This window comes from Micromonospora sp. WMMC241 (assembly GCF_027460165.1).
In the GTDB taxonomy this organism is placed as follows: Bacteria; Actinomycetota; Actinomycetes; order Mycobacteriales; family Micromonosporaceae; genus Micromonospora; species Micromonospora humi.
The window spans coordinates 4,611,245-4,630,800 of record NZ_JAPZBF010000001.1; the positions used below are offsets into that span (position 1 = coordinate 4,611,245).

The window sequence follows — 19,556 nt, forward strand, 5'->3', positions numbered from 1 at the left end:
CATGGAGCGCAGGAGGTGCACACTATGTCAGTGATGAAGAACCGCGCCGTGCTGCGCTGGCTGGTCCCGGTGACCGCGGGGGTCGCCGTGATCGGAGGCGGCGCCGCCGTCGGCACGTTCGCCGCCGGCGCCGACCCGGCCCTGCCACCGCGCAGCGCCGCCCAGCTCCTGGACGACCTGCGGACGTCCCGCCTGGACGGGCTCTCCGGCACCGTCGTGCAGCGCGCCGACCTCGGCCTGCCGCCGATCGCCGCGCTCGCCGGCAAGGCCACCGGCAACGAGCTGGCCGGGCTGGTCACCGGCACGCACACGCTGCGCGTCTGGTACGGCGGCGAGGACCGGCAGCGGCTGGCCCTGGTCGACACGCTCGGCGAGCAGGACGTGCTGCGCAACGGCCGTGACGTCTGGACCTGGAGCAGCCGGGAGAACACCGCCGTCCACCGCAAGCTGCCCGCCGACGGCAAGGACCTGCCGTCCGCGCCGGCCACCCCGGCCGACGCCGCGCAGCAGGCGCTGGCCGCGATCGACCCGACCACCGCGGTCACCGTCGGCCGCTCGGCGACGGTGGCCGGGCGGGACGCGTACGAGCTGGTGCTCACGCCGCGCGACAAGGCGTCGCTGGTGCACCAGGTGCGGATCGCGCTGGACGCGAAGGAGCACGTGCCGCTGCGCTTCGAGGTGCTCGCCGACGGCCAGGACGAGCCGGCGTTCGAGGTGGCGTTCACCCAGGTCGACTTCCGCACCCCGGACGCCGACCAGTTCCGGTTCAACCCTCCGCCCGGCGTGAAGGTCACCGAGGAGTCGACCGACGCGCGTCCCGGCCCGGCCAGCAGGGCGCTCGGCAAGGACGGCAAGGCGCCCGGCAGGGCCGACGGGCAGCGGCCGGACGTGCGTACCGTCGGCACCGGCTGGACCACGGTGGTGGTCGCCAAGCTCGACGGCGCGGCCGAGCCCGGCGGCGCGAAGGCCGGCGCGGACGCGCCGGACGCCGACATGCTGGCGAAGGTGCTCGGCGACCTGCCCAAGGTCAGCGGCGACTGGGGCAGCGGCCGGCTGCTCAGCGGCAAGCTGTTCAGCGTGCTGCTGACCGACGACGGCCGGGTGGTGGCCGGCCTGGTCACGCCGGAGCGGCTCTACGAGGCCGCGAAGGGCTGATCGACCATCGGGCTCGGGGCCCGGTCGGCATCCGCCGGCCGGGCCCCGAGCCGTGTCCGGGCTTGGTGGAATGGCGGGCGGCGCGCTATCTTTCGAAGTTCAGACACACAAAAGGAATGGCATTCGAATGCCATTCCTGAGGCAATTCTAGTCAATGAGGAGCCGGCTTGTCAACGCACTCCGACGTGTCGGGTGACCTGCGCCAGGACGACGAAATCGGTCGCGAGCAGGAGTACGTTTCCATGCTCTACGACCGCCTGGACGGGCTGCGGGAGCAGGCCGCCCGCCGGCTCGACGAGGAGTTGCGCCACACCGGCGGCACCCAGCAGGCGCGCTCGCAGCGCGACGCCACCGTCGCCATGTACGCCGACCAGGTCGAGCAGTTCTCCGCTGTCGAGTCCGGCCTCTGCTTCGGCCGCCTCGACGGCGACGACGACGCCGCCCGCTACATCGGCCGGATCGGCATCTTCGACACCGCAGGCGACTACGACCCGCTGCTGATGGACTGGCGCGCCCCGGCCGCCCGCCCGTTCTACCTCGCCACCGCCGCCAACCCGCAGGGCGTCCGCCGCCGCCGGCACCTGCGCACCCGCGACCGCAAGGTCACCGGGCTCAACGACGAGGTGCTCGACATCACCGCCGCCTCGCCCACCGCGCACGAGGAGGTCACCGGCGAGGCGTCGCTGCTCGCCGCGCTCAACGCCGGGCGTACCGGCCGGATGCGCGACATCGTCGAGACGATCCAGGTCGAGCAGGACCGGATCATCCGCGCCGACCTGCCCGGCGTCATGGTGGTGCAGGGCGGGCCGGGCACCGGCAAGACGGCGGTGGCGCTGCACCGGGCGGCCTACCTGCTCTACACCCACCGTCAGCAGCTCTCCACCCGCGGCGTGCTGCTGGTCGGCCCGAACGCCACGTTCCTGCGCTACATCTCCCAGGTGCTGCCGGCGCTGGCCGAGACCGGCGTGCTGCTGCGTACCCAGGCCGACCTGTTCCCCGGCGTGCACGCGCGGCGCGCCGAACCGGCCACCACCGCGGCGCTCAAGGGACGCGCGGTGCTGACCGAGGTGCTCGCCGCGGCGGTGCGCGACCGGCAGTGGGTGCCGGCCGAGCCGATCGAGATCGAGCTGCCCCAGCGGGAGATGCTCACGCTCGACCCGGCGACCGTGCGCGAGGCCCGCGACCGGGTCCGCCGCACCGGCCGGCCGCACAACCTGGCCCGGGCCCAGTTCGACATCGAGGTGGTGCACGCGCTCGCCGACCAGGTGGCCGAGCGGATCGGCGCCGACCCGCTCGGCGGGGACAACCTGCTCTCCGAGGCCGACCGGGCGGAGATCCGCCGCGAGCTGCGCGAGGAGCCGGAGATCGTGGCCGCACTGGACGAGCTGTGGCCGGTGCTCACCCCGCAACGCCTGCTCGCCGACCTGTTCGCCTCGCCGGAGCGGATCGCCACCGCCGCGCCGATGCTCACCGACGACGAGCGGGCCGCCCTGCACCGGGAGCCCGGCGGCTGGACGCCCGCCGACGTGCCGCTGCTGGACGAGGCCGCCGAACTGCTGGGCGAGGACGAGCGCGCCGCCGCCGCCCGCCGCGAACGGATCCGCGCGATGGAACGCGAGTACGCCGAAGGTGTGCTGGAGATCTGGCGCGGCTCCCGCTCGATCGACGTGGAGGACGAGGCGGACGGCGGTGAGATCCTCGGCGTGACCGACCTGATCGACGCCGCCCGGCTCTCCGAACGGCAGGAGGAGTCCGACCGGCTCACCACCGCCCAGCGCGCCGCCGCGGACCGCACCTGGGCGTTCGGGCACGTGATCGTCGACGAGGCGCAGGAACTGTCCCCGATGGCCTGGCGGCTGCTGATGCGGCGCTGCCCGAGCCGGTCGATGACGATCGTCGGGGACGTGGCACAGACCGGCGCGCTGGCCGGCACCCCGTCCTGGGGTGAGGCGCTCGCGCCGTACGTGGCGGACCGGTGGCGCCTGGAGGAGCTGACCGTCAGCTACCGCACCCCGGCCGAGATCATGGCGGTCGCCGCCGACGTGCTCGCCGAGATCGACCCGGCGCTGCGTCCGCCGCGCTCGGTACGCGCCACCGGCGTACCCCCGTGGGACCGCACGGTGACCGCGGACCGGCTCGTCGCCGAGCTGGTCGAGGCGGCCGCCCGCGAGGCGGCCGGGCTGGCCGAGGGCCGCCTCGGCGTGATCGTGCCGACCGGGCGGGTGGCGGAGCTGGGCGCCGCGGTCGTCGCGGCGCTGCCCGAGGCGGCCGTGGGCGAGCAGCCGGAACTGGCGAACCGGGTGGTGGTGCTCACCACCGAGCAGGCCAAGGGGCTGGAGTTCGACTCGGTGCTGGTGGTGGACCCGGACCGGATCGTCGCCGAGTCGCCGCGCGGGCACAGCGACCTGTACGTGGCGCTCACCCGCGCCACCCAGCGCCTCGGCATCCTCCGGAGGTAAGGAGGGGCCCCCTCTTAACGCCTCCGGTAGAGAGGGGGCCCCTTCTCACCACCAGCGGTCAGCCCTCGTCGGTGAAGTTGCCGACCTGGGCGCCGGTCGCCGAGGCGTCACTCGTCGAACCGCCGGCCGGGGTGCTCAGGCCGCCGGTGGTGGCGTCGCCCGTGGTGGTCGGCGCCACCTTGCCCGGGTGCCGTTCCGGCTGCCGGGCCACCCGGCGCACGCTGGCCGGGCCGGCCGTCCCGCCGGTCGTGGTCACCGCGCCCTGCCCCCGGGTCGGGCCGCCGTCGCGCAGCACGCTCGGGTCCACCGGCACGTGCGCCGGGTCGTCCGGATCCGACTCCTGGATCACCCGCTGCTCGTCGGTGGGCGGCACCGTGACCTCGTCGAGCGCGCCCTCACCGTAGACCCCGCCGGCGATCCGCTGCTCGGCCTGCCGGGCGGCGTCCTGCCGCATGTCGTCCTCACGCACGTCAACCACCTCGCCGCTCTCGTGATGTCGGTGTCGGTACGGCGTGCCCGAGGGCCGAGGGCTGAAACCGGCGACGTTTCGGGCCGGAAGCGCTGAATGTCCGGAGCGCCGCGCGGGCCCGGATACCGGCGGCGTCCGGCGGTTACCTTGTCTCGGGGGCCGGGTAGACGGAGGGTGCCCCCGCCACAGAGCGCGAACCGTGCCGTGGCCGACCTGCGGTAGCGGGGCGAGGGTGTGCAGGTAACGACTCATCAAATCCTGAGGAGGACCAGATGAGCACGCAGGCTGCATCCACCAGGCCGATGAACCGGCCGATGTCCGACGTCCAGAACCGGTCGAGCATGCAGGACACGTCGACCCGGCAGATGCCGTCGATGCACGACGGCCACCGGGAGCAGATGCCCAGCCCGGGCACCGAGACGAAGCAGGCGTTCCTGACCACCGAGTTCTGGGTGTACGCCGCAGCCGCCGCGGTCGTCGTGATCGCCGCGTTCTGGAAGGGCACCACCGCCAACGGCCTGAACATCAACAACCCGAACCAGGCCTGGTGGTACCTGACCGCGCTGACCGGCGCGTACCTGGTCAGCCGGGGTCTGTCCAAGGCGGGCAGCGCGCGCCGCTCCGGCAAGGAGCGTCGAGGCCGGCACTGACCCCACGCCGCACGCCGACGGCGACGCCCCCGGGATCCGTCCCGGGGGCGTCGTCGCGTGCCGTCACTCCTCGCCGAAGTCTCCGAAGTCCCCGCCGTCGTCGCCGCCGCCGAAGGCGTCCTCCATCATCTCGCCGGCGACCAGACCGCCGGCCACGCCCAGCGCGGCACCGGCCACCATGCCGCCCATGCCCGGGCCGCGCCGGCCGTGGTGACCCGGCGCGCCGTAGTGGCCGGGGGCGCCGTAGTGGCCCTGCCCGCCGAAGCCCTGTGCGCGCAGGCTGCCGTAGCGCGAGGTGGTCTCCCGCAGCCAGCCGTCCACGACCGGCGTCCAGTCGGTGCGGGTGGCGTCGCTGTGCGGAACGGAGAACCGGCCGAAGGCGTCGTGCCCGGCGCTGAGGAAGCCGCCGCGCTTGTCGCACTCCAGGATCACCTCGACGCCCTGCTGACTGGTCACGAACGTCAGCTCGACCTCGGTGACGGTCTGCGCGTACTGCGGCGCGGCGAAGAACTCGATCTCCTGGTAGAACGGGAGCGTCTGCGGCACGCCGTAGATGTGGCCGCGCTCCAGGTCCGCGTGCTTGAACCGGAAGCCCAGGGCCTGGAACGCGTCGAGGATCCGCTCGTGGATCGGCAGCGGGTGCACCGACACCTGGTCCAGGTCGGACTTGTCGACCGCCCGGGCCACCGCGACCTCGGTCCGCAGGCCCATCGTCATGCCGTGCAGCCGCTGGCCGTAGACGTCGGTGACCGGGGTCTCCCACGGCACGGGGAGCTGGAACGGGATGGCGAGCTGCTGCTTCGGGGCCAGTTCGAACGCGCCGCTGACCGGCATCCGGTGGAACTCCATGACGCCGGCGTACTCGGTGTCGCCGCCCTCGATCTCGACCCGGGTGACCAGGCCGACGCTGATCTGCTCGATGCGCGCCGGCGCGTCGCCGCCGACCAGGTTGACATGCCCGTCCAGGGCCAGCCCGGGCCGGGTGTTCGGGTTGGCGAGCACCGTGTCGACGCTGGGGCCGCCCACACCGAACGCACTCAACATCTTCTTGAAGACCATCGGTCACTCCCGCTGGGACGGCGTTCCGACATGGACCGTCGGACGCGTGGTGAGGGGACCCTAACCGCTGCCGCTGAGAAGTGGCTGAAAGGCGCGCCTCAGCCGGTGTCGACGACGACCAGCTCGCCCACCTGTTCACCGAGTTCCCGGCGCGCCTCGGCGGGCAGGCCGGCGTCGGTGACCAGCACGTCGGCCTCGCCCAGCGGGGCGATGGTGGCGATGCCGATGGTCTCCCACTTGGTGTGGTCGGCGAGCACCACCAGGCGACGGGCGGCGCCGATCAACCGGCGGTTCACCGCCGCCTCCAGCAGGTTCGGGGTGGTGAACCCGGTGCGCCGGCTCATCCCGTGCACGCCGAGGAAGAGCAGGTCGACGTTGAGCGCGGCGATCGCCGCCTCGGCGACCGGGCCGGTCAACGCGTCGGACGGGGTGCGGATGCCGCCGGTCAGCACCACGGTCTGGTCGGGACGCGGGTTCTGGTAGAGCGCGTCGGCGACCGGGATCGAGTTGGTGACCACGGTCAGCCCGCGTACCTCGGCGAGCCGTGCGGCCAACGCGGCCGTGGTGGTGCCGGCGGAGAGCGCGACGGCCATGCCGGGCTCGACGAGGCCGGCGGCCCGCTCCACGATGGCCTGCTTCTCGGCCCGCTGCCGCACCGACTTGGCGGCGAAGCCGGGTTCCTCGGTGGAGCCGGGGCCGGCCAGCGTCGCGCCGCCGTGCACCTTGTCGATCAGCCCGCGTTCGGCGAGCACCTCCAGGTCCCGCCGGATGGTCATGTCCGACACGCCGAAGCGGCTCACCAGGTGGCTGACCCGGACGCCGCCGCGCTGGCGGATCAGCTCCAGGATGGCGCTCTGCCGTTGCTGGGCGAGCATGCGATCTCCTCCTCGCGGACCACCGCCACCTCGCCGGGCGGCACCGTCAGCTCGCCGTCGCACCGCCCGCCGTTGAGCAGTTCGGCGCCGGTGACCGGTAGGCGGGCCGACTCGTCGGTGTGGTTGACCACGAACAGCCAGCTCCGGTCCGTCGAGCGGCGGCGGACCACCTCCACCCCGGCCGGCGCGGGCGCCGCCGGGCGCACCCCGGCCTCGGCGAGCAGCCGGGCCACCAGCCGGTCGGTCGCCGCGTCGTCGAGCCGGGTGCCGACGTACCAGGCGGCGCCCGCGCCGACGGCGTTGCGGGTCAGCGCCGGCACGCCGGGCAAGGGCCCGTCGGTGTACGCGGACAGCACGTCGGCGCCGTCGGCGTGCAGCCACTCGGTCCACACGTCGGCGTACGAGCCGTCGTCGAGGCGTACCGTCTCGCCGGCGCGCAGCGGGAAGAACTCCTCGGTGCGGACGCCGAGCAGGTCGCGGAACGCCCCGGGGTAGCCGCCGAGCCGGATGTGGTCGTGCTCGTCGACGATGCCGCTGAAGTAGGTGACCAGCGCGGTGCCGCCCGCCTCGACGAACTCGCGCAGCGCGGCGGCGGTGGCGTCGCGGGTCAGGTAGAGCGTGGGGACGAGGACGAGCCGGTAGCGGGACAGGTCGACCGTCGGGTGCACCACGTCGGCGGTGACGCCTGCTCGCCAGAGCGCGCCGTGCAGCGCGGTGACCCGGTCGGTGTAGGTGACGTCCACGCTGGGGTGGGAGTCGAGTTCCACGCCCCACCACGCCTCGTAGTCGAAGAGCACGGCGACGTCGGCGTCGACGCGGCTGCCGCGTACCTCGGCCAGCGCCCGCAGGTCGGCGCCGAGCCGGCAGACCTCACCGAACACCTTGGTCTCCGGCCCGGCGTGCGGCACCAGCGCGGAGTGGAACTTCTCCGCGCCGGCGCGGGAGGCGCGCCACTGGAAGAAGAGCACCCCGTCGGCGCCGCGCGCCACGTGCGCGAGGCTGTTGCGGCGCAGCTGGCCGGGCGTCTTGGCGATGTTGCGGGGCTGCCAGTTGACCGCGCTGGTGGAGTGCTCCATGAGCAGCCAGGGCGCGCCGCCGGCCACGCCGCGGGTGTGGTCGGCGGCGAACGCGAGGTCGACCTCGGGGTGCGGGTGGGCGGCGTTCAGGTAGTGGTCGTTGGCGACCACGTCCACGTCGGATGCCCAGGAGTGGTAGTCCATGTGCTTGATGCCGGTGCCGATCATGAAGTTGGTGGTGACCGGCTGGGTGACGAGCCGGTCCAGCACCTCCCGTTCGGCGCGGAGCTGGGCGCGCTGCTCGTCGGAGGAGAAGCGCAGGAAGTCGAGCTGCTGGGTCGGGTTGGCGAAGGTCGGCGCGGCGCGCGGCGGGTTCACCTCGGCCCAGTCGTGGTAGCGCTGGCTCCAGAACGCGGTGCCCCAGGCGGCGTTGAGCGCGTCCAGGTCGCCGTAGACCCCGCGCAGCCAGCGCCGGAACGCCTCGGCGCTGACGTCGCAGTAGCAGTGCACGTTGTGGCAGCCCAGCTCGTTGGAGACGTGCCAGAGCACGACCGCGGGGTGGGCGGCGTACCGCTGCGCGACCGCCTCGACCAGCGCGAGTGAGCGTTCCCGGAAGACCGGCGAGCTGGGGCAGTACGCCTGCCGGCCGCCGGGCCACAGCACGGTGCCGTCGGCGCGGCGGGGCAGCGTCTCCGGGTGCCGGTGGGCCAGCCACGGCGGCGGGCTGGCGGTGGCGGTGGCCAGGTCGACGCTGATCCCGCCGTCGTGCAGCACGTCGAGGGCCCGGTCCAGCCAGCCGAACTCGTACGCGCCGGGGGCGGGCTCCAGCAGGGCCCAGGAGAAGATGCCGACGGAGACCAGGTTGACGCCGGCGCGGCGCATCAGCGCGACGTCCTCGACCCACACCTCCTCGGGCCACTGCTCCGGGTTGTAGTCGGCGCCGTACCAGATTCCCTCGCCGTGCCAGGTCCGCATGAGAGCAGAGGGTGCCCCCGTCCGACGCCCAAGTCAACACTTTCCAACATCGACAGCCATTACAACGTTTACCATCATTATCCCCTGCCCAGAACACCTTTTCGCCCTCTTGACAGCGCCGAACCAAGGGGTAGCTTCAACCGCCACCGGCTATTTCTGTTCGGACGTGTGGATTCTCGGTGGATCTCGTAGCACACCTCTCCACGCAGGAGGCGCAATGTCCCGTCCCCGCTCGCAGGCCGAGTACCTCGCCCGGCTCGTACCCCCGTCCGTCGCCGGCCTGAACCGGCGCTCGCTGCTCGCCGGCGCGGCCGGCGCGGGCGCGCTGCTCGGCACCGGCGCGCTCGCCGGCTGCGGCGACTCCGACTCCGACTCCGGCGGCGACGCGAAGAGCGTCTCGCTCGGCTCGAACCAGTCGGACCCGAAGCCCAAGGACGTCATCGCCAAGGTGATGGACGGCTTCAAGACGTCGTCCGGGGTCACCGTCGACATCAACACGGTCGACCACAACACGTTCCAGGAGAACATCAACAACTACCTGCAGGGCAAGCCGGACGACGTGTTCACCTGGTTCGCCGGCTACCGGATGCGGTTCTTCGCGGCCAAGGGTCTGGCCGGCGACCTCAGCGACGTCTGGGGCAAGCTCGACGGCTACTCCGACGCGTTCAAGAAGGCATCCACCGGCGACGACGGCAAGCAGTACTTCGTGCCGGCGTCGTACTACCCGTGGGCGGTCTTCTACCGCAAGTCGGTCTGGCAGCAGCGCGGCTACCAGGTGCCCACCACGCTGGATCAGCTCAGCATGCTCGGCGCGCAGATGAAGAAGGACGGGCTGAACCCGATCGCGTTCGCCGACAAGGACGGCTGGCCGGCGATGGGCACCTTCGACATCCTCAACCTGCGGATCAACGGCTACCAGTTCCACGTCGACCTGATGGCCGGCAAGGAGGCGTGGACCTCCGACAAGGTCAAGAAGGTCTTCGACACCTGGGCCGGCCTGCTCCCCCTGCACCAGCCGGACGCGCTGGGCCGCACCTGGCAGGAGGCCGCCCAGTCGTTGCAGCAGAAGAAGAGCGGCATGTACCTGCTCGGCCTCTTCGTCGGCCAGCAGTTCAGCGGCGCCGACCTCGAGGACCTGGACTTCTTCACGTTCCCCGAGGTCGACTCCACGATCGGGGCCAAGGCCCTGGACGCGCCGATCGACGGCTACATGATGGCCCGCAAGCCGAAGTCCAAGGACGCGGCCACCAAGCTGCTGACCTACCTGGGCTCGAAGGACGCCGCGAACGTCACGGTCAAGAACGACCCGAGCACCCTGGTCGCCAACAGCGGCGCGGACACCGCGAGCTACACCGCGCTGCAGAAGAAGGCCGCCGAACTGGTCGGCTCGGCCACCGAGATCGCGCAGTTCCTCGACCGGGACACCCGCCCGGACTTCGCCTCCACCGTGATGATCCCGGCGCTCCAGCAGTTCATCAAGAACCCGAAGGACATCAGCGGAATGCTCACCAGCGTCGAGAACCAGAAGAAGTCGATCTTCACCAGCTGACGGCGGAAGGGGGAAGGACACCATGTCCGACCTGCCCCTGATCCAAGCGGATCGCGCCGTGCCGCCACCGGCCGCGACCACCACCACCGGTGGGGGCCGCGGCCGCCGGCTACGGCTCCTGTCCGGCACCGACCGCGTGGTGATCACGCTGATGGTGCTGGTGCCCCTGCTGCTCGTCCTCGCCCTGGTCTGGCTGCCGGCGGGGGCCACCGTGCTGCTCTCCGGCACGAACTGGGACGGCATCGGCCCGATCGGCGAGATCGACTGGGTCGGCCTGAAGAACTACGACGACGTGGTGCACAACTACCCGCCGTTCGTCCCCGCGGTGCAGAACAACCTGCTCTGGCTGGCCGCGCTCTTCGTGGTGGCCACCCCGTTCGGCATGTTCCTCGCCGTGCTGCTGGACAAGGAACTGCGCGGCAGCCGCTTCTACCAGACCGCGCTCTACCTGCCGGTGGTGCTCTCGCTGGCGCTCGTCGGCTTCATCTGGCAGCTCATCTACAGCCGCGACCAGGGCCTGCTCAACGGCGTGTTCGGCGGCGAGACCGACTGGTACGGCGACCCGAACGTCAACATCTGGGCGGTACTGGTGGCCGCCGGGTGGCGCCACGTCGGCTACATCATGCTGCTCTACCTGGCCGGGCTGAAGGGCGTCGACCCGTCGCTGCGGGAGGCCGCCGCGGTGGACGGCTCCTCGGAGACCAGCACGTTCTTCCGGGTCGTGTTCCCGGTGATGCGCCCGATCAACATCATCGTGCTGGTGGTGACCGTGATCGAGTCGCTGCGCGCGTTCGACCTGGTCTGGGTCATCAACAAGGGCCGCAACGGGCTGGAGTTGATCTCCGCCCTGGTCACCCAGAACGTGGTCGGCGAAGCCAGCCGGATCGGCTTCGGCTCCGCGCTGGCCACCATCATGCTGGCCGTCTCGCTGATCTTCATCACCATCTACCTCTGGACCGTGATGCGGGAGGACAAGCGATGAGCAGCGCCGTCTCCCCCGGGCGCCGCCGGCCGGTGCGGCCCGCCCGGGTCGTCCTGCACGTCTTCCTGGGTACGGTCGCCGTCGGCTGGCTGTTCCCGCTGCTCTGGGCGGTGCTCACCTCGTTCCGCTCCTACCAGTACACCGCCGTGCACGGCTACGTCTCGTTCGGCGGCTGGACCATCGACAACTACGTCACCGCCTGGCAGACCGCCGAGTTCGGCAAGCACTTCCTCAACTCGGTCTACATCACCGTCCCGGCGGTGCTGCTCACGCTCTTCCTCGCCTCGTGCGTGGCGTTCGTGATCGCCCGGTTCAGCTGGAAGCTCAACATCGCGCTGCTCGGCCTCTTCACCGCGGCCAACCTGCTGCCGCAACAGTCCCTGCTGATCCCGCTGTTCCGGATGTTCACCGAGATCCCGCTGCCGCCCTGGATGAGCGACTCGGAGCTGCTCTACGACAGCTACTGGGGGCTGATCCTGGTCAACGTCGCGTTCCAGTGCGGGTTCTGCGTCTTCGTGCTGAGCAACTACATGAAGGCGCTGCCGCACGAGCTGTACGAGGCGGCGATGGTCGACGGGGCGAGCGTGTGGCGGCAGTACTGGCAGGTGACCATGCCGCTGTGCCGGCCGGCCCTGGCCGCGCTGGCCACGCTGGAGGTGACCTGGATCTACAACGAGTTCTTCTGGGCCACCGTGCTGATGCGCAGCGGTGACAAGTTCCCGGTGACCAGCTCGCTGAACAACCTGCGCGGCCAGTTCTTCACCGACAACAACCTCGTCTCGGCCGGTTCGGTGCTGGTCGCGATCCCCACCCTGGTCATCTTCTTCCTGCTCCAGAAGCAGTTCGTCCGGGGCCTGACGCTGGGAGCCTCCAAGGGATGACGATCGTCCACCTGCGCCGCGCGCGGACCAGCCTGGTGCTCGACGCGCGCGGCCCGGGGCTGCCCCGGGTCGTGCACTGGGGCACCGACCTCGGTCCGCTGTCCACCGAGGACCTGCCCGCGCTGGTCGACGCCACCGTACCGCCGGTGGTGCCGAGCAGTTTCGACGAGCCCACCGTGCTGTCCCTGCTGCCCGAGGCGAGCGCGGGTTGGAGCGGCCGGCCCGGGCTGGCCGGCCACCGCGACGGCCGGGACTGGTCGACGGCGTTCCGCCTGACCGACCTCGACGTGCACGACGTTCCCGCGCCACCTTCGCAGCCGGACGGCACCGCGGGCGGGCACGAGGTGTTAAGCGGGGCCCCTTCACCCGCACCAGGCGTTAACAGGGGGCCCCTCCTTGTGACAGTGCGGGCGGCGGACCCCGACGCGGGGTTGAGCCTGACCGTGGAGATCACGCTGGACGCGGCGGGGTTGCTGACGCTGCGGCACCGGCTGCGCAACGACGGCGACGGCCGCTACGAGCTGCGGGAGCTGACCCCGGTGCTGCCGGTGCCGGCGGTCGCCACCGAGCTGCTCGACCTGACCGGGCGCTGGTGCCGGGAACGCGCGCCGCAGCGGCACCCGTGGCCGATGGGCGCCTGGGTGCGCGAGGGGCGGCACGGCCGCACCGGGCACGACGCCACGCTGCTGCTGGTCGCCGGCACGCCCGGCTTCGGGTTCGGGCACGGCGAGGTGTGGGCGGTGCACACCGCGTGGAGCGGCGACCACGTCACGGTGGCCGAACGACGCCCGACCGGCGAGGCCACGCTCGGCGGCGGGGAGCTGCTCGCACCCGGCGAGATCGTGCTGGGGCCGGGCGAGGAGTACGCCACGCCGCTGCTCCACGCGGCGTGCTCCGCCGCCGGGCTGGACGGGCTCAGCGACGTGCTGCACACCAGCCTGCGTGCCCGGCCGGGTCATCCGCGCACACCCCGGCCGGTGACGCTCAACGTGTGGGAGGCGGTCTACTTCGACCACGACCTGGACCGGCTGCGCGCGCTCGCCGACCGGGCCGCCGAGGTGGGCGTGGAACGCTTCGTGCTCGACGACGGCTGGTTCCGCGGCCGGCGGCACGACCTCGCCGGGCTCGGCGACTGGTGGGTCGACGAGCAGGTCTGGCCCGGCGGGCTGCAACCGCTCATCGACCACGTACGCGGGCACGGCATGCAGTTCGGGCTCTGGGTCGAACCGGAGATGGTCAACCCCGACTCCGACCTGTTCCGGGCCCACCCCGACTGGGTGCTCCAGGCGCCCGGCCGGCTGCCCCCGGCGTGGCGGCACCAGCAGGTGCTCGACCTGGCCCACCCGGACGCGTACGCGTACCTGCTCGGCCGGCTCGACGCGGTGCTGAGCGAGCACGCCGGTATCGCGTACCTGAAGTGGGACCACAACCGGGACCTCACCGAGGCCGGGCACGGCGGCCGCCCCGGCGTGCACGCCCAGACGCTGGCGGTCTACCGGCTGCTGGACGAGTTGCGTGCCCGCCACCCCGGCCTGGAAATCGAGAGCTGCTCCTCCGGCGGCGCCCGGGTCGACCTGGAGATCCTGCGCCGCACCGACCGGGTCTGGGCCAGCGACTGCAACGACGCGCTGGAACGCCTCGCCGTCCAACGCTGGACCGGGCTGCTGCTCCCGCCGGAGCTGATCGGCACGCACATCGGCCCGGACCGCTCACACACCACCCACCGCGTGCACGACCTCGGCTTCCGGGCGGTCACCGCGCTCTTCGGCCACCACGGCATCGAGTGGGACATCAGCGCGATCGACGCGTCCGCGCGGGTCGAACTCACCGCCTGGGTGGCGCTGCACAAACGGCTCCGCCCGCTGCTGCACGGCGGGCGGGCGGTCCGGGTCGACCACCCGGACGAGGCCGTGCAGGCCCACGGCGTCGTCGCCCACGACCGCTCCCGAGCGGTGTACGCGGTCAGCCGGGTCGCCACCTCGGTGGCCCAGGTGCCGGGCGCGGTGCGGCTGCCGGGGCTGGACCCGGAGCGGCGCTACCGGGTGCGGCCACCGGCCGGGGTGCCGGAACCGGCCACGCTGGAGCTGGCCCCGCCGGGTTGGCTGGCCTCCGGCACCGGGGTGACGCTGCCCGGAGCGGTGCTCGGCACGGTCGGCCTGCAACTGCCCGCGCTGCACCCGGAGCAGGCGCTGCTGCTGGAGGTCACCGCCGCCTGAGCACTATTCCACCGTGGCGTCGAACGCGCGCCGGGCTTCCTCGATCCGCGGCATCTGCGCGTCGGCCCAGTCCAGGAGCGCGTCGATCGGTGCGCGCAACGTCTTGCCCAGCGGCGTGATCCGATACTCCACCGCGACCGGACGGGTCGCCACCACGTGGCGCTCCACGATGCCGTTGCGTTCGAGTCGCCGCAACGTCGCGGTCAGGGACTTCTGCGTCACCGCCGGGACCGCGCGGCGCAGCTCGTTGAAGCGGCACGGGCGCTCGCACAGCTCGTTGAGGACGCTCAGTGACCACTTGTCCAGCACCTGGTCGAGCAGCTCGCGGTGCGGCGCGTCGATGCGTAGCTCGGCGGCGCGGGGGGCGGTGGTATCGGGCATGAAACCAGGTCTCCTTGAAGTGTCCTCCGTCAACTAGGTATCAATAGTAAACCGATACACCGCACCTGGAGGAGACCTGATGTCAGTAACCCGCCTCAGCCCCGACGATCTTCAGCCGCACACGCCCTACCACCACGTGGCGGTCGCCACCGGGTCGCGCCACATCCACGTCAGCGGCCAGATCGCCCGCCTCGGCGACGGCACGCCCGTCGCGACCGGCGACCTCACCGGCCAGGTCGCGCAGGTGCTGCGCAACACCGCCCGTGCCCTCGCCGGAGCCGACGCCTCCTTCGACGACGTGGTCCGGCTGACCTTCTACGTCACCGACTGGGCACCCGAGAAGATCGGGCCGTTCATGGCCGGGATCGAGTCGGTCGCCGAGGAACTCGGCCTGCCCCGTCCGCTGCCGCCGGCCTCGCTGATCGGCGTCGACCATCTCTTCGAGCCCGACGTGCTCGTCGAGTTGGAGACCACCGCCGTCGCGGCGTAGCACCTGCTCCGGCCCGGGGCCGAGGTCGGTGTGCCCACCGGCCACTCCCCCGGGCCGCCCACGCCCGCGACGCACGTCACACCCGACTCGACATAATCTCACGGTAATCAATGGCTGTTTGACTGGTCCCGATGATCGCCGATCGAGGACGGGACAACCATGACTCTTGACCGGGCGGCCGGATGGCGCAGGTACGGGGCAGCGGTGCTGGTCGGGCTGCTGGCGATCACGGGTGTCACCGTCACCCGGGCGGCTCCGGCCAGCGCCGTTCCCGGCGACGGCTCCGCCCCGTTCGCCAGCTACAACATGGAGGGATCCCTCAACGGGGAGCGGTGGGGATCGGAGGTCGCCGCCCTGGCGACCGAGTTCCCGGTCGTGTTCCTTCAGGAGGCGGGCAGCGGGCCACCGCCGCAGCCGTACTACGGCCAGCCCCAGCAACAGATCCCGGTCAATCGTTTCGACGGCGGACCCGCATTCGTGACGCATACGACGTGGGAGGCGCGCAGGCTCCGGGACGGGAACATCCTCCGACACGTGTACTTCGCCCAGACCGACCCCCAGCGCAGCCAGGCCGGCGTGAATCAATTCCGCGGCGGCCGGGTCAATCTCGCCATGGTGACCGACACGCCGGCCGACGAGGTACGCCTGATCCGCAACAACGCCTTCGCCAACCCCGGCCCGGGGGTCGCCGCCGACGCCTACCGGTCCCGTCCGGTGCTCGGCCTGCGCTTCGGCCAGACGTGGTACTACGACCTGCACGGTCGGGGCAACGACATCCAGGGCCTGCTGGCCAACATCCGGGCTGCCACCCGGCCCGGCGAGGGATGGATCCTGGCCGGCGACTTCAACGTGCACATCGAGAACCGGAGCACCACCGACGCGGAGAGCATCACCCTGCACCTCCAGGACAACGAACACCTCCTCCGCCCGGGCGTCGCCACCCATGACAACGGTGGCGAGATCGACTTCGCGATCGTGTTCAACATCGCCCAATCGTTCGAGGTGACCGTGCCGGCCGGCCGTGGCGCGGATCATTTCCCGGTCCACTACACGCGGCCGCGCCAACCGGCCCCGGTCGTTCCGATCCAGCCGGCCCGGTCCTACCCCTCGGTGATCGCGACGGACACCGGTCTGCACGTGGACCTCACCGCCGGCAACGACGTGATCGTGCACGAGCCGCGCGACAACGACAACCAACGATTCGAGACCCTCCTCACGCCGGGCTTCACCCACGCGCTGCGCAACGTGCGGACCGGTAACTGCCTGGGCGTCGACCCGCTGTTCCGCCGTACCGAGGCCGTGATCAGCGGTATCGTGCCGACCGACTGCGCCGAGCCACTGGCCCACTGGACGTTGGAGGATCCCGCCGCCCCCGGAGGCCCGGTGACCTGGCGCAGCGCAGTGGTGACCAACGCCTGCATGAGCGCCCCCGAGGTCGCCTTCTCCCAGGTGCTCGCCACCAGGTGCGACGAGGCACGCGGCCAGCGTCTCTGGACCACCGGGACGAACATCCGAGAGACGCAGTGGACGACCATCGACACCAACCTCCGTCTGCGGTCGGTGGCCACGAACGGTTACCTCGACGTCTCCGGCGCCGGCACCGCGGACAACGCCGGCGTCATCACCTACCCCTACAACAACGTCGCGAACCAGCGGTGGCGGCTCGAGGTCGTCGACCCTGGTGACAACCTCGTCCGGCTCCGACCCGAGCACGCGACCAGCAAGTGCCTCGACGTACGGGACAGCGACCGGGTGACCGAAGGCCGCGATGCGGTCATCTACCACTGCGACGATCCCGACTCGACGAACGACGGCACCGGTCATCGCTGGCTCACCGAGTACTACGTCGACGGATCGCTGCGCCTGCGCAACGAGGCCTCGCACCTCTGCCTGCAGGCGCCCGACGGGCAGGCCGGTCCCGCCACAGTGACCGCCTGCGACGACAGCCCCGGCCAGCGTTGGTTCGTCCGCTACGACGGACCCGATGCCGCCACACCACCGACGCCCGGTCCGTTCCCCACGGATCCCCTCGACGACCTGCCGGTGCGGCTTCCTCTCAAACCGCGGACGACCGAGGCACCCGACCTGCGTCTGCTGCCCCTCGGTGACTCGATCACCTATGGCGTCGGCGCCGCCGGCGGCTCCAGTTACCGCCGGGAACTGTGGGAGTCGTTGCAGGGCGCCGGCGGCAGCGTGGACTTCGTCGGCTCCCTGCGGTCGGGCCAGTTCGCCGACCCCGACCACGAGGGTCACAAGGGCTGGCGCATCGACGAGATCGACCGGTTGGTGACGGGCTGCACCATGGCCTACCACCGACCGAACGTCGTGACGCTGCACGCCGGCACCAACGACATGAACACCGATTTCCACGTGGACCAGGCACCGGCCCGGCTACGCGCCCTGATCGACGACCTCTTCGCGCTCGCCCCGGAGACCACGGTGCTGGTCGCCACGCTCGTGCCCTCCACCGACCCGGCGGTCAACGCCCGGATCCAACGCTTCAACGCCCAACTCCCCGGCGTCGTCGCCGACCTGCGCCGTGCCGGCAGGTACGTCCGGCTGGTCGACATGAACGCCGTCACCACCGCCGACCTAAACGACTGGCTCCATCCCAAGGCGAGCGGCTACACCAAGATGGCCACCGCCTTCACCGCCGCGGTCCGGGCCGCCCTCCGCGACGGGTGGGTCCTGCCACCCGCGACGCCCGACGCGTCCGGCAGGGCGTGCAGTCCGGAGGCGCCCTCACCCAGCGGTGGTGGGGACGACGGCTGGGCCTGGCAGGGTGTCGTCGCCACCGGGGCCGGCGTGGACCGCGCCGAGGTGCGCTTCGCTGACCTCGACGGCGACGGGCGGGACGACTACCTCGCCGTCGGCAACCAGGGTGAGGTTCGTGCCTGGCTGAACGCCGGCGCCTCCCCGGGCGGTGGTTGGGGCTGGAAGTGGGCCGGTCGGGTCGCGTCCGGCGTCGGCGCCACCCGCGACCAGGTGCGCTTCGCCGACCTCGACGGCGACCACCGGGCCGACTACCTCGTGGTCGGCGACCAGGGTCAGGTACGCGCCTGGCTGAACACCGACACCGGTAGTGGCCTGCGGTGGCTCAACCAGGGTGAGGTCGTGCCGAACCTGGGAGCCTCGCGGGCCGAGGTGATGTTCGCCGACATCAGCGGGGACGGCCGCGACGACTACCTGGCGGTGGACGAAGCGGGCCAGGTCCGCGGCTGGTTCAACAACCTGGGCGGCAGCGGGGCCGCCTGGCTGCCGCAGGGAATCGTCGCCGTCGGCGTCGGCGCGTCCCGTGACGAGCTGACGTTCACCGACGTCAACGGCGACGGGCGGGACGACTACCTGGTCGTCGGGGCCGAAGGACAGGTACGCGCCTGGCTCAACGCCGTCGGCGGCAGCCGGCCGTGGCTCTTCCAGGGCGAGATCGCCTCGGGTGTCGGCGCGTCCCGGGCCGACGTCGTCTTCGCGGAGGTCAACGGCGACGGCCGCAGCGACTACCTCGTCGTGCGGAGGCAGGGCGTCGTCAGCGGCTGGTTCAACGACCGCTTCGCCGGCCACGACCGCTGGCGGTGGGAGGGCACCGTCGCCTCCGGGGTGAACGCCACCCGCGACCAGGTGCGGCTGACCGACATCAACGCCGACGGCCGAGCCGACTACCTCGTCGTCGGCGACCAGGGCCAGCTCACCGCCTGGCTCAACCAAGGCAGAGACACCGCCGGCGCCTGGACCTGGGCATGGCAGGGCACCATCGCCTCCGGCGTGAACGCCACCCGCGACCAGGTGCGGCTGACCGACATCAACGCCGACGGCCGAGCCGACTACCTCGTCGTCGGCGACCAGGGCCAGCTCACCGCCTGGCTCAACCAAGGCAGGAACACCGAGGGTGCCTGGACCTGGGCATGGCAGGGCACCATCGCCTCGGTGGCGGGCGCAGACCGTGCCCAGGTGCGGCTCGCCGACGTCAACGCCGACGGCCGAGCCGACTATCTCCTCGTCGGTGACCAGGGCCAGGTCAGGTCCTGGCTCAACCAGGGCAGGAATGCCGAGGGTTCTTGGGGATGGAGCTACCAGGGTCAGATCGTCTCCGGCGTGGGGGCCACCCGCGACAGCGTCCGGTTCGCCGACATCGACGGCGATCGGCGCGACGACTACCTCGTCATCGACGACCTCGGTCGGCTCCGGGCCTGGCTGAACGTCGCCAACGGCGCCGGCATGTCCTGGACCGTGGCGGGCGAGATCGCCGCCGGTGTCGGCGTCGCCGGAGAACGGGTCGAGCTGGCGGACCTCGACGGCGACCGGCGCGACGACTATCTCGTCCTCGACGATGTCGGGCGGATCCGGGCCTGGACGAACCACTGAGCGCTCCCGCCGACGACCGAATCCTTTTCGCCGGCGG

At 71.9% G+C, this 19,556-nt stretch carries 14 protein-coding genes; 9 read left to right on the forward strand and 5 right to left on the reverse strand.

The annotated features are described in order from the left end of the window. Nucleotides 1-24: 24 nt before the first annotated feature. Nucleotides 25-1,155 carry a LolA family protein gene (locus tag O7598_RS20775; RefSeq protein WP_269692991.1) on the forward strand — a complete coding sequence of 377 codons (1,131 nt, stop codon included), beginning with the start codon at nucleotides 25-27 and terminating at the stop codon, nucleotides 1,153-1,155. Nucleotides 1,156-1,397: 242 nt separating this feature from the next. Continuing rightward, nucleotides 1,398-3,614: a HelD family protein gene (locus tag O7598_RS20780; RefSeq protein ID WP_269694923.1), complete on the forward strand. Its 2,217-nt coding sequence runs from the start codon at nucleotides 1,398-1,400 to the stop codon at nucleotides 3,612-3,614. Nucleotides 3,615-3,672: 58 nt separating this feature from the next. On the opposite strand, the gene O7598_RS20785 is transcribed toward O7598_RS20780, so the two are convergent. Next, complete coding sequence (locus O7598_RS20785; protein WP_269692992.1) at nucleotides 3,673-4,083, reverse strand: hypothetical protein; 411 nt, start codon at nucleotides 4,081-4,083, stop codon at nucleotides 3,673-3,675. Nucleotides 4,084-4,355: 272 nt separating this feature from the next. Here O7598_RS20785 and O7598_RS20790 point away from each other — a divergent pair, with 272 nt between their 5' ends. After that, on the forward strand, nucleotides 4,356-4,733 hold the full coding sequence (locus tag O7598_RS20790; protein WP_269692993.1) for a hypothetical protein: 378 nt from the start codon (nucleotides 4,356-4,358) through the stop codon (nucleotides 4,731-4,733). A gap of 63 nt (nucleotides 4,734-4,796) precedes the next feature. On the opposite strand, the gene O7598_RS20795 is transcribed toward O7598_RS20790, so the two are convergent. The 3 genes from O7598_RS20795 to O7598_RS20805 form a co-directional block, all read right to left on the reverse strand. Then, complete coding sequence (locus O7598_RS20795; RefSeq protein WP_269692994.1) at nucleotides 4,797-5,792, reverse strand: sporulation protein; 996 nt, start codon at nucleotides 5,790-5,792, stop codon at nucleotides 4,797-4,799. A 98-nt stretch (nucleotides 5,793-5,890) separates the two neighbouring features. Then, nucleotides 5,891-6,667: a DeoR/GlpR family DNA-binding transcription regulator gene (locus O7598_RS20800; RefSeq protein ID WP_269692995.1), complete on the reverse strand. Its 777-nt coding sequence runs from the start codon at nucleotides 6,665-6,667 to the stop codon at nucleotides 5,891-5,893. Beyond that, on the reverse strand, nucleotides 6,628-8,658 hold the full coding sequence (locus tag O7598_RS20805; RefSeq protein ID WP_269692996.1) for a beta-galactosidase: 2,031 nt from the start codon (nucleotides 8,656-8,658) through the stop codon (nucleotides 6,628-6,630). Before O7598_RS20805 ends, O7598_RS20800 begins: the two co-directional genes overlap by 40 nt. A 217-nt stretch (nucleotides 8,659-8,875) precedes the next feature. Here O7598_RS20805 and O7598_RS20810 point away from each other — a divergent pair, with 217 nt between their 5' ends. From O7598_RS20810 to O7598_RS20825, 4 genes are read left to right on the forward strand one after another with little or no spacing between them, the layout of a single operon-like run. Continuing rightward, entirely contained in the window at nucleotides 8,876-10,207 is a 1,332-nt protein-coding gene (locus O7598_RS20810) for an ABC transporter substrate-binding protein (protein WP_269692997.1), read from the forward strand. Between the two features lie 22 nt (nucleotides 10,208-10,229). Then, nucleotides 10,230-11,189, forward strand: coding sequence for a carbohydrate ABC transporter permease (locus tag O7598_RS20815; RefSeq protein WP_269692998.1), 960 nt, complete (start codon nucleotides 10,230-10,232; stop codon nucleotides 11,187-11,189). Continuing rightward, nucleotides 11,186-12,070 (forward strand): carbohydrate ABC transporter permease, encoded by an 885-nt coding sequence (locus O7598_RS20820; protein WP_269692999.1) that lies wholly within the window; start codon nucleotides 11,186-11,188, stop codon nucleotides 12,068-12,070. The genes O7598_RS20815 and O7598_RS20820 overlap by 4 nt, the downstream gene beginning before the upstream one ends. Beyond that, nucleotides 12,067-14,286: an alpha-galactosidase gene (locus O7598_RS20825; RefSeq protein ID WP_269693000.1), complete on the forward strand. Its 2,220-nt coding sequence runs from the start codon at nucleotides 12,067-12,069 to the stop codon at nucleotides 14,284-14,286. Before O7598_RS20820 ends, O7598_RS20825 begins: the two co-directional genes overlap by 4 nt. Before the next feature lie 3 nt (nucleotides 14,287-14,289). On the opposite strand, the gene O7598_RS20830 is transcribed toward O7598_RS20825, so the two are convergent. Next, entirely contained in the window at nucleotides 14,290-14,667 is a 378-nt protein-coding gene (locus O7598_RS20830) for a winged helix-turn-helix transcriptional regulator (RefSeq protein ID WP_269693001.1), read from the reverse strand. Between the two features lie 79 nt (nucleotides 14,668-14,746). Between O7598_RS20830 and O7598_RS20835 the strand changes: the two genes are divergently transcribed. After that, nucleotides 14,747-15,157 carry a RidA family protein gene (locus O7598_RS20835; RefSeq protein ID WP_269693002.1) on the forward strand — a complete coding sequence of 137 codons (411 nt, stop codon included), beginning with the start codon at nucleotides 14,747-14,749 and terminating at the stop codon, nucleotides 15,155-15,157. A 159-nt stretch (nucleotides 15,158-15,316) separates the two neighbouring features. Beyond that, nucleotides 15,317-19,519, forward strand: a complete 4,203-nt coding sequence (locus O7598_RS20840) for an FG-GAP-like repeat-containing protein (RefSeq protein WP_269693003.1) — start codon at nucleotides 15,317-15,319, stop codon at nucleotides 19,517-19,519. Nucleotides 19,520-19,556: the final 37 nt, after the last annotated feature.

Bases quoted from the DNA above. Each gene is read 5' to 3' on its own strand.
- O7598_RS20775 (WP_269692991.1), top strand. From the start codon at position 25: ATGTCAGTGATGAAGAACCGCGCCGTGCTGCGCTGGCTGGTCCCGGTG.
- O7598_RS20780 (WP_269694923.1), top strand. From the start codon at position 1,398: ATGCTCTACGACCGCCTGGACGGGCTGCGGGAGCAGGCCGCCCGCCGG.
- O7598_RS20790 (WP_269692993.1), top strand. From the start codon at position 4,356: ATGAGCACGCAGGCTGCATCCACCAGGCCGATGAACCGGCCGATGTCC.
- O7598_RS20795 (WP_269692994.1), bottom strand. From the start codon at position 5,792: ATGGTCTTCAAGAAGATGTTGAGTGCGTTCGGTGTGGGCGGCCCCAGC.
- O7598_RS20800 (WP_269692995.1), bottom strand. From the start codon at position 6,667: ATGCTCGCCCAGCAACGGCAGAGCGCCATCCTGGAGCTGATCCGCCAG.
- O7598_RS20805 (WP_269692996.1), bottom strand. From the start codon at position 8,658: ATGCGGACCTGGCACGGCGAGGGAATCTGGTACGGCGCCGACTACAAC.
- O7598_RS20810 (WP_269692997.1), top strand. From the start codon at position 8,876: ATGTCCCGTCCCCGCTCGCAGGCCGAGTACCTCGCCCGGCTCGTACCC.
- O7598_RS20815 (WP_269692998.1), top strand. From the start codon at position 10,230: ATGTCCGACCTGCCCCTGATCCAAGCGGATCGCGCCGTGCCGCCACCG.
- O7598_RS20820 (WP_269692999.1), top strand. From the start codon at position 11,186: ATGAGCAGCGCCGTCTCCCCCGGGCGCCGCCGGCCGGTGCGGCCCGCC.
- O7598_RS20825 (WP_269693000.1), top strand. From the start codon at position 12,067: ATGACGATCGTCCACCTGCGCCGCGCGCGGACCAGCCTGGTGCTCGAC.
- O7598_RS20830 (WP_269693001.1), bottom strand. From the start codon at position 14,667: ATGCCCGATACCACCGCCCCCCGCGCCGCCGAGCTACGCATCGACGCG.
- O7598_RS20835 (WP_269693002.1), top strand. From the start codon at position 14,747: ATGTCAGTAACCCGCCTCAGCCCCGACGATCTTCAGCCGCACACGCCC.
- O7598_RS20840 (WP_269693003.1), top strand. From the start codon at position 15,317: ATGACTCTTGACCGGGCGGCCGGATGGCGCAGGTACGGGGCAGCGGTG.